This window comes from Jiangella sp. DSM 45060 (assembly GCF_900105175.1).
Taxonomy (GTDB): domain Bacteria; phylum Actinomycetota; class Actinomycetes; order Jiangellales; family Jiangellaceae; genus Jiangella.
Genome location: NZ_LT629771.1, coordinates 2,857,868 through 2,871,717 on the forward strand (window position 1 = coordinate 2,857,868; position 13,850 = coordinate 2,871,717).

Consider the following 13,850-nt stretch of genomic DNA (forward strand, 5'->3'; position numbering starts at 1 on the left):
TACCCATTGTCCAATGGCCCGCGGTCACGGCCGTCCGCCCAAGGGGGTGTCTGACGGAGCTCGCTGGCGCGGATCGACGCCCAGACGCCGACCAGCGGCGTTGTCGTCGTCGGCCGATGGCTCCGCATCGACCTTCTCCGCCGCCTTGCTGGACCGACGACTGGACGCCGCCCGCATCCACCATCTCCGTCAGACACCCCCTAGCACTGGCCGCGCACGGGCCCGGTGACGTCGTTCGGCTCGTCCAGCACCGGCGCCGGGTCGTTGCCCGAGCAGGACAGCCCGCCCGTGACGCGGTTCCCGGCGAACCGGACGCCGCCAATGTTGCCGGCCAGCGAGACCGAGCCGGACACCACGGAGTCCCGGATCGACACCACGCCGGTGCTGCCGGTCACCGTGACCGACCCGGACACCGTCGCACCGGACAGCACCACGCCGCCGGCGCGGTCGGCGCGCAGCGGGCCGGACACCGCCGAGTCGGTGACGGTCAGCATGGCGTCCGGGCTCACCGTCACCGCCCCCGACACCGTCGCACCGGAGAGGCAGGTCGTGCCGGAGCCCACCCGCAGCGGGCCCGCGTGCGGCCCGTCGACGGTGACGTCGCACAGCGGCGCCGCGGCCTGGAACGACGTCGACAGCACGCCCCGGGTGGAGAGCCGGCGCCCCTCGACGGTCAGCTCGCCGGCCCGGTCCAGCGGCACGGTGAACGTCAGCGAGGCGGTGCCGGTGTCGTCGGCGCGGACGGTGCCCAGCGGCTTGGCGTCCGGGCGCAGCCACAGCTCCAGCTCCTCGCCCGGCCCGAGCCCGGAGAACGTGACGGTCTGCGGCCGGCCTGCGGGCACCGACCCGGCCGCCAAGGCCGCCGTCGCCGCCGGACGGGCGCTCGGGGTGTACTCCCAGTACTTCAGGTCCCGGGCGATGAACACGTTGCCGTTGTTGTGCAGGAACCCGTAGGAGGCCGGCTGGAACACCCGGGCGCGGTCCAGCGTCACGGGGTCGATGGTGAACATCTTCGCCTGCGAGACCACGTAGAGCTCGTCGACGTACGGGTCGTACCAGAGCCGCGATCCGACGTGCGCGTACGCGATGGTGTCCCACGGATACGGCTCGTAGGTGCGGCGTGCCTCGACCTCCTGCGTCTCGACGTCCATGCGGAAGACCGTCACCGGCGTCTGGCTCCACAGCTTGCCGTTCTCGTCGAACGCGAGCTCGCCGATGGCGCCCTCGCCGGGGATCGGCGCGACCTCCCAGAGCGTGCGCCGCTGCTCGATGTCGTAGGCGAACACCACGGCGTCCTTCTCGGTGGGCCGCGGCCCGCCGACGCCGCCGTAGACCGACGTCGCGCCGTACAGGACGCCGTCGCGGTAGGTCAGGGCCACGACGCTGTGACCGGGCACGACGTCGGTGAACCAGGACTCGCCGGTCCGGGTGTTCAGCAGCGTCAGGCCGCCGCCGGGCGAGCCGTTCTTCGCCACCGTGCCGATGGCGAGGACGTCGCCGGCCGAGGCCAGCGCGAACGGCCGGGACTGGCCGTGCTCCTCGTACAGCCGCAGCACCGGCTTCGGGTTGACGCCCGGCTCGGCCGGCTGGTCCGGGTCGTAGCGGAGGATCTCACCCCCCGGGTAGGTGCCGACGTAGAGCGCGCCGTCGTGGGTGACCATCCCCTCGGCCTGGCTGATCTCGGTGGCGAACTGCTCCTTCGCGCCGGTCCCCGGGTCGTAGCTCGCCATGCCGCCGGCCAGGAAGGTGCCGACGTAGAGCCGACCGTCCGGCCCCTCGGCGATGGAGCGGACCGGGCCCGACGCCGCGACGGCGTCGGCCGTGCGCGTCTCCGACCGGCCGGTCTGCGGCGAGTAGACGAAGTAGCGGCCCACGTGGTTCACGCCGACGAGGGTGTCGCCGGGCCAGTCCGGGTCGCCGAGGTCCAGGAAGTCGAAGCCGCGGACGTCGCCGACGCCGGTCAGCGAGGTGGCCGCATACGTCCGGTCGACGAGGTCGTAGGTGTGCAGCGTGGAGTCGCGGACGAAGTAGACGGTGCGCCCGTCGGCCGCCACCGGCGACACGCTCAGCCCGTGGACGTCCGGGACCTCCTGGACCCACGCGCCGGCGTCGAGGTCGTAGACGTGCAGCGGCGCGGGCGAGCCGGACAGGCTGAACCGGGCGAACAGCAGCCGCCCGCGCACGTCGAGGTCGTACACCCCGGCCGCCGGGTCGGCGCCAGGCGGCAGCCCCAGGTCGCGACGCTCACCCGTGACCGCGTCGATCTCGACGACGCTGGTGGTGGCGTGCGTGCCGGCGTACACCTTGCCCTGGGAGGCGGCGATGCCGCGCACGATCAGCGGGTCGGCGCCGGGCGCGAGCGAGCCGAGGTCCGTCGTGGCGCCGGTGGCGGGGTCGTACCGGAACACGTTCGCCCGCGACTGGCCGGTGCCGCCGTAGACGACGCCGTTCTCGTCGTGCGTGACGGACCAGACGAACGTCTCCCCCGGCACCGCCACGCCGAGGTCCTCGACGGCCGCGGCGCCCGGCCGGTACCGGTAGAACCGGCCGCCGCCGTAGGTGCCGACGTAGACGTCGCCGTTCGGGGTGAGGTCCACCGCCCACGAGCCGGACGATCCGGGCAGCGGGAACTCGTGCACCCGGCTGCCGTCGCGGGCGTCGACGACGCTGAGCACCGCCGGGCTGCCCGACGACACGAGGTACAGCCACGGCTCGCCGTTCGGGCCCGTCCCGGCGGCGGACCCGGGCGCGGTGACGGCGTTCAGCGGCATCGCGCCGAGGTCCTTGAAGGACGGGTACTCGGCGGCGTCGGCCGTCACGGCCAGCGTCGACGCCGTGACCAGCACGGCGCTCAGCCAGGTGAGCAGTCGTCGCATCAGTCCTCCCGGCACTGGCCGGCCACCGGCCCGGTGACGTCGAGGTTCCGGACGACCGGCGCGGGGTCGTTGCCGAAGCAGCTGACGGGCCCGGTGACGGCGGTGTCCACCAGCCAGACGGCGCCGACGCTGCCGGTCACCGAGACCGGGCCGGTCACCGTCACGCCGTCGAGGATCACGCCGCCGGCGCCGACGGCGCGCACCGGGCCGAGCACGGAGGAGTCCTCCGCGACCAGCACCGCACCGGGGCTGACCTGCACCGGCCCGACGACGTCGGCGCCGGACAGGCAGGTGGTCCCGGCGGTGACCGTGACCGGGCCGGTGTGCGGGCCGGTCACCGTGACGTCGCAGGGCGGCTGCGGCCGCAGGGCGAAGTTCCACCGGTACAGCGCCGCACCCCGGGCGTAGTAGAGGTTGCCCTCTTCGTCGGCGGCCAGCGAGCCGACGCCGGACGACGCGAGCTCGGTCGTCGCCCACGTCGACGGGTCGACCCGCCAGAGGCTGCCGGAGCTGGTGACGTAGAGGTAGCCGTCGTCGCGGAAGTACAGCTGCCGGTCGTGGCCGTACATGCTGGTGCTGCGCGGGAACAGCCGCTCGGAGCGGGTGACGGCGCGCGCGCCGGGGTCGTAGGTGAACAGCGTCCCGTCCGAGACGCCCCACAGCGTGCCGTCGTCGTCGAAGGTGAGCCCGTTCACCGCGCGGCCGCCCGGCACCGGGACGATCCGGTCCAGGACGTCGCCGGTGGCGGGGTCGGCGACGAACAGCTCCGCCTCGGTGGCCACCGGGTCGATGCCGTAGCCGCCGTTGATCGACGTGCCGCCGTAGAGCAGCCCGTCGCGCTCGGCCAGCGACACCACGCTCTGGTCGGGCACCACGTTCCGGTGCGTGACGACCTCGCCGGTGGCCGGGTCCCAGAGGCTCAGCGCGCCGCCGAGCCGGCCCGACTTCGGCACGCTGCCCACCGCCATGAGGTCGCCGACGCGGGCGAACGCCTGCGGCCGGTCCTGCTCGTCCGCGATCGTCACGGGCGGGCCCGGGTTGGTGCCGTTGCTCCACGGCCGGGTGGTGTCGAAGTCCAGCAGGCCCGCGCCGGGGTACCGGCCGAACACGAGGTGGTCGCCGTACGTGCCGAACCCCTCGATCTGGCCGGCGCCGGCCAGCAGCGTCGTCGCGCCGGTGTCCGGGTCGAACCGGGCCATCCCCGGCGGGGACAGGAACGCGCCGACGTACACGCCGCCGTCCGGTCCGGAGCCGAGCGTGGTGATGGTGTTCGGCGCGCCCTGCAAGTCGGCCTCGCCGATGTACCTGGTCTTCCTCGTCTGCGGGTTCCAGGCGTAGATGCGCCCGTAGTAGTAGGTCATGACCAGCGACAGGCCCGGGAAGTCGGGGTCGGCGAGGTCGACCCAGGCCCAACTGCCGGGGAACGCGTTGGGTCCCCAGCCGACCGGCGCGTAGGTGTGGGTGTCGAGGTCGTAGGCGACGATGCCCTGCGACGCGATACGGAAGTAGACATAGCGCCCCGACGGGTCCGGCGCCGAGATGGCGCGGCCGGAGATGCCCGGGACGGTGTTCACGAACTCGCCACTGCCGGTGTCGTAGACCAGCAGGTCGTTCGACGGCTGCACCCGCAGCAGCAGGTAGCCGCGGGCCAGCGTCATGTCGTACACCACCTCGTGGGTGTCGTACTGCGGCGGCAGCGTGACCTGCGTGAACGCACCCGAGGCGCGGTCGAAGCGGGTCAGCCGCGCGCGCGGCTGGGTGCCGACCCAGACGCCGTCCTCGTCCGCCTCGAGCGCGCGGGCGTAGGTCTCGCCCGGCACCGCCTGGCCGTGGTCGGTGAACGCGCCGGTGGCCGGGTCGAACGAGAACAGTTTCCCGCCCGGGTAGGTGCCGCCGAAGACGACGCCGTCGGGCGCGGCGTCGAGGCGCCAGATCCCCTCGCCGGGGAACGGCACGCCCAGTTCCGTCACCGCGTCGTCGCCCGGCGTCCAGGAATACAGCTGACCCTCGGTCATGCCGAAGTAGACGGTGCCGTCGGCGGCGCTGAACGTGCTGGCCCAGCTGTTGACGCCGGCCGGCAGCCGCTCGGCGAACACCACCTCGCCGCTGCGCACGTCGGTCGCCTGGAACATGCCGGGCGTCTCCTCGTTGCCCGCGGTGACCCAGTACGCCTGTGGCCGGCCCTCGGCGTCGACGCCCTGGGACTGCTCCTGCGACAGCACTCGGCCCTCGATCGGGTAGCCGAGGGACTCCTCGGCTCCGGCGACGGCGGCGCGCGGCGCGGCCGGGGTGGTGGTGCCGGCGTCCGCCGCCGGCACGGTCAGCGACAGCACCAGTGCGGCGGCGACGGCCACCAGCGACGGTCGATACAGCCTCGTCAAGGCTCCTCCTCGCGAACGTAGCATTTCGGCCTGGCCCGTTAGGCGGTCATCCTGGCAGCCGCCCACGGGCGGCGGCAAGAGGGTGGGTAATTTCGGTCTTGCCCGATATCCGCCGTGCCGATAGCCTCCGGTGGCAGATCCCCCGTCCCGCCGTCTCGGAGGTCCCGCGATGAGAGCGTTCCTGCCCGGATCGGCCGTCCTCGTGCTCGCCCTCGCCGCGGCGACATCGGCACCGCCCGCCGTCGCCCAGGACGAGCCCGCCGACGCGCCACCACCCGGCGAGGTCACCTCGCTCGGCACACCGCTGCAGGACGTGCTGCTGATCGGCGGCACGCTCGGCGCCGGCCCCGACGGCGCGCCGGTGCTGTGGAGCGCGTCGTCCGGCGCACCCGCGCACCTGAACGCCGTCGACCCCGCCACCGGCGAGGCCGTGGGCCGGTTCGACCTCACCGGAGCCGGCGGCTCCTGGGCGGTCGACGCCGGCGCCGACGGCTCGGTGTACGTCGGCACCTACGGTGCGGCCGGCTTGTACCGCTGGACGGCGGCGGGCGGCGTCGAGGCGCTGGGCAACCCGATCGCCGGTGAGACGTTCGTCTGGGACGTCTCCGTCGCCGACGACGGCCAGGTGTACGGCGGCACGTCGCCGGGCGGGAAGCTGTTCGGCTACGACCCCGCCACCGGCGCGTTCCGCGACTACGGCCGGCTCTCCCCCGCGCACGCCTACGTGCGCAGCGTCGCCGTGCACGGCGACACCGTCTTCGCCGGCACCGAGAACCCGGCGGCCGTGTTCGCCGTCGACCGCGCGACCGGCGCCAGCACGGCGCTGCCGGTGCCCGACGGCCTGGACGTCTCGGCCGCGTGGGCGTACGACGTCGACGTCGTGGGCGACTACCTCTACGTCCGCTACGGCACCGCGTCGCCGAGCCCGCTCTACGTCTGGGACATCGCCGCCGGCCGGTGGGTCGACAGCATCGCGTCGGCGCACGGGCTGGAGCCGTCGCCGCCGGACGAGCAGGGCCGCGTGTACCTGATCGTGGCCGGCGAGCTGGTCCGCTACGACCCCCGCGACGGCAGCACGGTGAGCACCGGCGTGCCGTTCACCGGCCGGGTCGCGAACACCCGCGGCATCGGCTGGGCCGAACTGGGGCTGCCCGACTACCCCGGCCGCAGCATCGTCGGGCTGCTCTGGCGCGGCATGATGTTCCGCTACAACCCCACCACCGGCGCGAGCTCGTTCGTCCAGACCACCATCGAGGGCGAGCCGATCGACATCACCGCGCTCAGCGAGGGCCCGGACGGGCGCGTCTACGCGGGCGGCTTCCTCAACGGCGGCTTCGCGGCCGTCGACCCCGATACCGGCGCCCGCGAGGAGTTCCACACCTTCTCCCAGAGCGAGGCGATGACGACGCACGCCGGCCGGCTCTACGTCGGCGCCTACCCGGACGCCCGCGTCTACTCCTACGACCCGGCGCTGCCGTGGCACAGCCCGGAGTACTCGCCGTCGCCGGACCCCGGCGTCGCCGACAACCCGGCCCGGCTGTTCGACTTCAAGAGCGACAAGCAGATCCGCCCGCGCGCACTGACGTCGGCCGGCGACCACCTCGCCGTCGGCACCATGCCCGACCTCGGCGAGCTGGGTGGCGTGTTCGCTCTGTACGACGCGGCCGGCGGCGAGCTGGTGCACGCCGAGCGGAACCTGATCGAGGACGAGAGCATCGTCGCGCTGGCCTACCGCGACGGCGTCGTCTACGGCGCCACCAGCATCTACGGCGGCCAGAGCGCCACGCCGCCGACGCAGCCCGAGGCCACCGTGTTCGCGTGGTCGGTGGCCGAGCGGCGGCTGCTGTGGGAACTGAACCCGGCGCAGGGCAAGCCCACCATCGGCGCGCTGGCCTTCGACGGCACCGGCCGGCTGTGGGGCCTGGCCGGCACCAGCCTGTTCGCCATCGACGTCGACGCCGGGTCCGTTGTCGAGCGGGTGAGCTTCGGGTCCAGCGGCAGCAGCTCCGGCGACCTCGTGCTCAACCCGGCCGACGGCCTGCTCTACGCCTCGCCGGCCGGCAACCGGCTGGTCCGCGTCGACCCCGTGACTCTGGCCGTCGAGACGCTGCGGACCGGGACGGCGACGCACCTGGCCGCGCACAGTAGCGGCGATGTGTACCTCTCCTCCGGCCACGAGCTGCTGCGGTTCACGCCCCGCTGCACGACGACGGTCACCGGCACCCACCGCGGCGACCTGACCGCGTCGACCGGCACCCTGTGCCTGGACGACGCGACGGTGCTCGGCTCGATCACCGTGACCGGCGGCGCCGGCCTGCGCATCGGCGGCGGATCCGTGTTCGGGTCGGTCACCGCCGACGGCGCCTCGCCGGTGGTCATCGACGGCGCGACGGTGCGCGGCGCGGTCTCGCTGGTGAACGGCCCGGCGCCGGCCGCCGTCATCTCCGGGTCGACGATCTTCGGGTCGCTGGCCTGCTCGGGCAACGCCGAGGCGCCGACGGACGACGGCGTGCCGAACCGGATCCGTGGTGCCCGCTCCGGGCAATGTGCGACGCTGTGACCCCTGGCTCGGGCGGGAGGAGCGGCGGTATGCACGTCCTGGTCATCGGCGGCGCCGGCATGGTCGGCAGCAACGTGGTGCCGCACCTCGCGCGGTGGCACACCGTCCGCGTGCTCGACCCCCGGACGGTGGCCGCCGCGGGCGTCGAGTCGGTCACCGGCGACGCCCGCTCCCCCGCCGACGTCGCGGCCGCGCTCGAGGGGATCGACGGCGTCGTGCACATGGCCGCCGCGGTGCCCCGGGTGGACGGCTACGACGCCGACGCGAACCGGCTGGCGTTCGAGGTCAACGTCGCGTCGCTGCACCTGGCGATGTCGCTGGCCTCGGCCGCCGGTGCGCGCTCGTTCGTGCACATCAGCACCATGTCGGTGTTCGGCGACTACGCCGCGCGGCGCATCGACCCGGCCGCCGTGCCCGACTCCGACGAGGTGTACGGGCTGACGAAGCGGCTGGGCGAGCAGGTCGTGGCGGCGCTGTCGCCGGCGCTGGGGCTGCCGGCCTGCTCGCTGCGGCTGATCTACCCGACGCCCGACGCCGACTGGCCGCAGTGGCGCTCGCCCGAGGGACACCCGCCGCGGCCGATGTCGATGCGCGACGGCACGCCCATCCCGGCGCTGGCCGCGGCCGACCTCGCCACCGCCGTCGACCGCGCCCTGGCCTGGACCGGCCCCTACCGCCCGTTCAGCATCACCGCCGACGTCGCCGGCCGGTCCATCGTCCCCGACGACACCCAGGAGGCGCTGGGCTGGCGGCCGGTGCGGGTGCCCTGACCACAGGCCGGGCGGGGCGTCAGGCACGGCGCGGCCTTGGCACGCCTGCGTGTTCCACAAACGGGGCGAAACGGGCGCGACAGGTGCGCCCCAGCGTGCCAAGCGGTGCAGCCCGGCGTGCCAGACGTCGCTCAACGGCGCCGTCTACGGCGCCTGGGAGCTGATCGACCTCGGCCGGCTGGCCCCGCTCGACGCGCCCGGCCTGCTACTGACCACGCTCCTCGACGGCATCGGCCGCTGACCGGCCGGCGTCCAGGCCGAACACCTCGGCCGCGTTGCGCCACATCACCAGCTCCTCCTCGGCGGCGTTGAGCCCCGCCGCGCGGATGGCGCCCAGCGTGACGGCCGGGTGGATGAGCGTGGCGTCGCTGCCGAACATCAGCCGCCGCGGCCCGATGCGGTCCAGCACCCAGCGGATGCGCCCCGGCGCGGGCGTCGACCAGCACGGCTCGAACCAGATGCGGTCCGTGCGCTCCGCCGCCGCCGGCGTCAGCCGCCAGTCCGGGCCGCCGAGGTGCGCGGCCACGACGCGGGCGCCGTCGACCCGGGCGACGACGTCGGCGAGCCCGACGATCTCGTCGCCCCACGTGTGCACGAGGGCCGGGAGGTCGTGCTCGGCCAGCAGCCGCAGCGCGTCGGCCATCGCCGGCGAGCCGCCGGGAGACTGGGCGTACTGGGTGTGGATCTTCGCGCCCGCGAAGAGCCCGGTCGGCAGCAGCTGCGCGAGCTGCGCGGCCGCCACGTCCAGCTCGCGCGGGTCGACGACCAGCAGGCCGCGCAGCCGCGGGTGCTCACGCAGGACGGGCAGCAGCGCCGGGTTGCCGGTCAGCGGGTCGTACACCACCGCCTCGACCGCCGACACCAGCTGCAGGTCGATGCCGCAGTCGTCCATCACCCGCAGGTTGACCGCCGCGTCGCCGACGTCGGTGCTGAAGAACCACGGGCCCCAGTGGCCGTGCACGTCGATGATCACGCCGCCTCCAGCAGCCGCGTCAGGGTGCCGCCGGTCACCAGCTCGCGCTGCGGCGGTGTCAGGCCGCTGGCCGCCAGCCGGTCGACGACGGCGGCCGCCTCGAACCAGCCGGGGCGGCTGCCGAACACCAGCCGCTCGGCGCCGGCCTCGTCGGCCAGCAGCTCCCAGGCGTCGACGTCGCCGAGCAGCCGGGTCGACGCGTGGAAGCCGGGTTCGTCGCGGGCCAGCAGCACGAAGTCGCCCAGGTGGTAGAAGTGCGCGTCGACGAAGACGGCGGACACGCCCAGCCCGGCCAGCGCCGGCCCGACGACCCTGACGTCGCCCTCGGCCAGCAGCACGAGCCCGGCCGCGGCGGCCGCCCGGGCCACCGCGCGCAGGCCGGGCGCCGACGCCGGGACGTGCTGCCGGTCCGGCGCCAGCCGCACCGCCCGCACGCCCAGCTCCGCCGCCCGCTCCACCTCGGCCAGCGCCGTCAGCGGGTCGCGCAGATCGACCCCGAACGCCGCCTGCCAGCCGTGCGCCGCCGCGGCCGCACGGGCCTCGTCGTTGCCGCTCGGCGCGTCGAACAGCAGCGCGCGCAGCGACGTCACCAGCCCGCCGCCGATGCCCAGCGGCGGCAGCGACGCCGCCAGCTCCGGCCCGGTAAGGCGGTCGCCGGTGACGATGTCGCGCCCGATCAGCAGGTCGCCGTCGAGGATCACGAGGCCGCCACCGCCGTGTGCACCTTGGTGACGGCGGCGACGATGTCGTCGACGTCGGCCGGGGTGAAGTTCTCGTTCCACGGCACCACGACGAGGCGCCGGTAGACGAGGTCCTCGGCCACCGGGCACAGGCCGTCGCCGTAGTCGCGGCCGGCCAGCGGGTAGCCGGACGAGCCGTAGGTCAGCGGCTTGCGCAGCACCGGCTCGGTGTAGAGCGGGCGGGCGAGGTAGCCGGCCAGCGACGGCACGCCCTCGGCCGTCAGCGCCGCCGCGTAGCGCTGCAGCCCGGCCTCGTCCAGGCCGTCGACCAGCAGCGGGTAGTACCAGTACACGTGGTCGCCGTCGTCGGGCGCGAGCACCAGTCCCGGCAGATCGGCCACCCGGCTCGCGAACGCCGTCGCGCCGGCCCGGCGGCGCTCGACGACGGCGGGCAGCTTGCGCAGCTGCTCGCGGGCGACCGCGCCGACCAGCTCCGTCATCCGGTAGTTCAACGCATACGACAGGTAGGCCCGCTCCCCCGTCTCGCGCGGCCAGCCCTTGTCGGCGAACCGGCGCAGCCGCAGCGCGAGGTCCGGGTCGTCGGTGGTGACCAGGCCGCCGTCGCCCGCGGTGATGTGCTTGTACTGCTGCAGGCTGAAGCAGCCCAGCTGGCCCACGGTGCCGGTCAGCGGGCCGCCGGGACGCACGGGCGCGAGGTAGGCCTGCGCGCAGTCCTCGATCAGCATGATGCCGGCGCGGTCGGTCAGCTCGCGCAGCCGCGCCACCGGGGCCGGCTTGCCGAACAGGTGGACGGCGATGACGGCACGGGTGCGCGGCCCGATCAGCGCGGCGACGGCGTCGGGGTCGAGGTTGCCGGTGAGCGGGTCGACGTCGGCGAAGACCGGGACGGCGTTCTGCGCGATGATCGGCGCGACCGAGCCCATGTCGGAGATGGGCGGCACGATGATCTCGTCGCCGGGCTCGGGGTCGACGGCGGCCACCGCCAGGTGCACCGCCGCGGTGCCGCTGCTGCAGGCCACCGCGTAGCGGGTGCCGATGAGCGCGGCGAACTCCTCGGTCAGCGCGTTCACCTCGGTGCCCCAGACGCTGGCCAGCATGCCGCTGCGCAGCACCCGCAGGACCGCGGCCTCCTCCTCCGGGCCGATGGTGCGCCCGCTCGCCTCCAGGGCCGACGGCAACGGCCGTCCGGTGCGCACCGGCGTGCCGCCGTCGATGGCCAGCGTTCCCACAGCCTCGCCTGCTTCCTGTCGAGTAACGTTCATCGTATCGGTCTGGCCCGAAAACTGGACCAGGTGGCTACAGTTGTCGCATGGACACCTCGATCGGCGTGGTCGGCCCACACGACCTGGTCGACAGCGTCGCGACGGTCTGTGAGGAACAGGCCGGGGTGCGGGTGCACCGGTTCGACTACGACCACGAGACCCAGGCCTCCGCCATGGTGACGACGCACGCGTCCGGCGTCGATGCCTGGCTGTTCACCGGCATCGTGCCGTACACCCTCGCGCACGACGCGCTGACCCGCCCGGCCGCGTTCGTCGACTACAGCGGGTCGACCCTGCTCGAGGCCGTGGTGCGGCTGCTGCGCGAGGGGCACGACGTCACCCGGCTCTCCGTCGACACCCTCGACCCCGCGCAGGTGCACGGCACGCTGCGCGACGCCGGCGTGCCGGTGGCCGAGGTGCGCACGCTGCCGTACCGGCCCGGCGCCACGGCCGCCGACTTCGCCGCCTTCCACCGGCGTCACGCCGCCCGTCACCAGGGCGCCGTCGCGGTCACGTGCCTGGCGTCGGTGCACGACCAGCTCGCCAGTGAGCTGCCGGTGTTCCGGCTGGCGCCGTCGCGGCAATCGGTCCGCGGCGCGCTGCGCCAGCTGCTGCTCTCGGCGACCAGCCAGATCCAGGAGGACGCGCAGGTCGCGCTCGGACTGGTCGAGGTCTCCCCCGCGTCCGAGCTCGACGACCTCGCCCGCGAGGTGGGGCTGCTGGGCGGCTCGCTGTCGCAGTACTCCGAGACGCTGTCGCTGATCGTCACCACCCGCGGGCCGCTGCACGACGCCTCGCGCGGGTTCACCGCGCTGCCGCTGCTGCACCGCCTCGGCCAGCGGCACGACGTCGTGCGCATCGGCTTCGGCATCGGGCACAGCGGCGCCGAGGCCGAGCGGCTGGCCCGCCGGGCGCTGGCCCGGGCCCGCAGCCACGGCGACGTCGCCGCCGTCGTGTCGTCGCGCAACGACGTCGACATCCTCCTCGAGACGGTCGCGCCGGCCGAGGCGCCGAAGCCCGACCAGAGCCGGGCGGTCGTCGCCAGCCGGGTCGGGCTGTCCGTCGGCACGCTCGACCGCCTCCGCGAGATCACCACGGCCACCGCCGACCGCCCGCTCACCACGCGCGACGTCGCCGACGGACTCGGCGTGCAACTGCGGACGGCACGCCGGATCCTGCAGCGGCTGGAGCTCGCGGGGTGTGCGGAGCGGTCGGGCAGCCTCGAGTCGGGCACCATCGGGCGGCCCCTGACGCTGTACCGCATCACACTGTGACCTCTGGTGGGCAGCTCACGCTCCGAGCCAGCGGTCCAGACGTTCGGTGATGAAGGTGTCGTCGCGCAGGTGGGGGTAGGCGGCCCAGATGCGGTCGATCTCGTCGAGTTGGCCGGGTGAGAGCACCTCGGTCTCGTCGAGGCACCACAGGCCGGTCAGCAGGCCCTGGCGGCGCAGCACCTCGTGGATGCCGGGCACGCAGCCGTGGAAGCCGTGCGCGGCGTCGAAGATCGCGGCGTTGGCGTCGGTGAGGACGGGGTTCAACGCGAGCAGCTCGCGCAGCGCGGCCTCGTCGCCGGCCTTGGCGCGCCCGGCCGCGGCCAGCGTCGCGACCGCGCCGCGCACCCACACCGCCCACTGCCCGAGCAGCCCGCCGACCACCTCGATGCGCTGCCCGCCGACGTCGTAGCCGGTGAGCAGGTCCATCACGATGTGATCGTCGTTGCCGGTGTAGACGGCGATGTCACCGGCCCGCCCGGACGCGGCCAGCCCGTGCACCACCTCCAGCGTGGCGTAACGGTCGAACGGCGCCACCTTCACCCCCGCCACCGTCGGCTGCTCGGCCAGCCGCCGCCAGAAGTCCCGCCCGAGCGGGCGCCCGCCGACCGCGGGCTGCAGGTAGAAACCGATGACCGGGATGACCTCGCCGACCGCGCGGGCGCGGTCGAGCAGCTCGTCCTCCGACGCCGCACCCGTGCCGTACGGGGTCAGCAGCGCGAGGTCGTAGCCCAGCGAGACCGCGAGCTCGGCCTCGGCGACCGCCTGCTCCGTCGGGCCGACGATGCCGGTGATGAGCACCGGCGCCTGCTCGGGGTACTCGGCGGCGGTCTCGGCGGCCAGCTCCAGCACCGGCGCGAGCAGCCCGCGGACCGGCTCGTGCACCGCGAACTGGGTGGTGTGCACCGCCACCGCCAGACCGGTGGCGCCGGCCTCGACGTAGTACCGCGACAGCGCCCGCTGCCGGCGCTCGTCGAGCTTGCGGTCCTCGTCCAGCGCCAGCGGGTGCGCCGGGATCACCCCGCCGGCCAGGAACCGGTCCACAGCCGTGGCCAT

10 protein-coding genes are annotated in these 13,850 nt (G+C 74.4%); 4 read left to right on the forward strand and 6 right to left on the reverse strand.

What is annotated here, in order from left to right:
- Positions 1 to 200: 200 nt before the first annotated feature.
- Both BLU82_RS12900 and BLU82_RS12905 read right to left on the reverse strand, forming a co-directional pair.
- Positions 201 to 2,876, reverse strand: a complete 2,676-nt coding sequence (locus BLU82_RS12900; RefSeq protein WP_092620640.1) for a hypothetical protein — start codon at positions 2,874 to 2,876, stop codon at positions 201 to 203.
- The gene (locus tag BLU82_RS12905; RefSeq protein ID WP_157740873.1) at positions 2,876 to 5,257 is read right to left on the reverse strand and encodes a hypothetical protein; all 2,382 of its coding nucleotides are present in this window, start codon (positions 5,255 to 5,257) and stop codon (positions 2,876 to 2,878) included. The genes BLU82_RS12900 and BLU82_RS12905 overlap by 1 nt, the downstream gene beginning before the upstream one ends.
- Before the next feature lie 169 nt (positions 5,258 to 5,426).
- Here BLU82_RS12905 and BLU82_RS12910 point away from each other — a divergent pair, with 169 nt between their 5' ends.
- The 3 genes from BLU82_RS12910 to BLU82_RS35105 are packed head-to-tail and all read left to right on the forward strand — an operon-like array spanning position 5,427 to position 8,828.
- Positions 5,427 to 7,817 (forward strand): PQQ-binding-like beta-propeller repeat protein, encoded by a 2,391-nt coding sequence (locus BLU82_RS12910; RefSeq protein ID WP_092620646.1) that lies wholly within the window; start codon positions 5,427 to 5,429, stop codon positions 7,815 to 7,817.
- Between the two features lie 29 nt (positions 7,818 to 7,846).
- Entirely contained in the window at positions 7,847 to 8,587 is a 741-nt protein-coding gene (locus tag BLU82_RS12915) for an NAD(P)-dependent oxidoreductase (protein ID WP_157740875.1), read from the forward strand.
- 49 nt (positions 8,588 to 8,636) lie between these two features.
- A complete protein-coding gene (locus tag BLU82_RS35105) occupies positions 8,637 to 8,828 on the forward strand; it encodes a hypothetical protein (RefSeq protein ID WP_092620652.1) in 192 nt (63 codons plus the stop codon).
- On the opposite strand, the gene BLU82_RS12925 is transcribed toward BLU82_RS35105, so the two are convergent.
- The 3 genes from BLU82_RS12925 to BLU82_RS12935 are packed head-to-tail and all read right to left on the reverse strand — an operon-like array spanning position 8,793 to position 11,490.
- The gene (locus BLU82_RS12925) at positions 8,793 to 9,560 is read right to left on the reverse strand and encodes an amidohydrolase family protein (protein ID WP_092620655.1); all 768 of its coding nucleotides are present in this window, start codon (positions 9,558 to 9,560) and stop codon (positions 8,793 to 8,795) included. The genes BLU82_RS35105 and BLU82_RS12925 overlap by 36 nt on opposite strands.
- Positions 9,557 to 10,261 carry a hypothetical protein gene (locus BLU82_RS12930; protein WP_092620658.1) on the reverse strand — a complete coding sequence of 235 codons (705 nt, stop codon included), beginning with the start codon at positions 10,259 to 10,261 and terminating at the stop codon, positions 9,557 to 9,559. The genes BLU82_RS12925 and BLU82_RS12930 overlap by 4 nt, the downstream gene beginning before the upstream one ends.
- Positions 10,258 to 11,490, reverse strand: a complete 1,233-nt coding sequence (locus BLU82_RS12935; RefSeq protein ID WP_197682913.1) for a DegT/DnrJ/EryC1/StrS aminotransferase family protein — start codon at positions 11,488 to 11,490, stop codon at positions 10,258 to 10,260. The genes BLU82_RS12930 and BLU82_RS12935 overlap by 4 nt, the downstream gene beginning before the upstream one ends.
- Before the next feature lie 80 nt (positions 11,491 to 11,570).
- Here BLU82_RS12935 and BLU82_RS12940 point away from each other — a divergent pair, with 80 nt between their 5' ends.
- Entirely contained in the window at positions 11,571 to 12,797 is a 1,227-nt protein-coding gene (locus BLU82_RS12940) for a hypothetical protein (protein WP_092620664.1), read from the forward strand.
- Positions 12,798 to 12,812: 15 nt separating this feature from the next.
- Here BLU82_RS12940 and BLU82_RS12945 read toward each other — a convergent pair whose 3' ends face one another.
- Positions 12,813 to 13,850: a dihydrodipicolinate synthase family protein gene (locus BLU82_RS12945; RefSeq protein WP_092620667.1), complete on the reverse strand. Its 1,038-nt coding sequence runs from the start codon at positions 13,848 to 13,850 to the stop codon at positions 12,813 to 12,815.

What these genes read in the sequence shown, in the direction of transcription:
- BLU82_RS12915 (WP_157740875.1), top strand. Translation starts at nt 7,847, where the DNA reads ATGCACGTCCTGGTCATCGGCGGCGCCGGCATGGTCGGCAGCAACGTG.
- BLU82_RS12910 (WP_092620646.1), top strand. Translation starts at nt 5,427, where the DNA reads ATGAGAGCGTTCCTGCCCGGATCGGCCGTCCTCGTGCTCGCCCTCGCC.
- BLU82_RS12900 (WP_092620640.1), bottom strand. Translation starts at nt 2,876, where the DNA reads ATGCGACGACTGCTCACCTGGCTGAGCGCCGTGCTGGTCACGGCGTCG.
- BLU82_RS12945 (WP_092620667.1), bottom strand. Translation starts at nt 13,850, where the DNA reads ATGGCCACGGCTGTGGACCGGTTCCTGGCCGGCGGGGTGATCCCGGCG.
- BLU82_RS12940 (WP_092620664.1), top strand. Translation starts at nt 11,571, where the DNA reads ATGGACACCTCGATCGGCGTGGTCGGCCCACACGACCTGGTCGACAGC.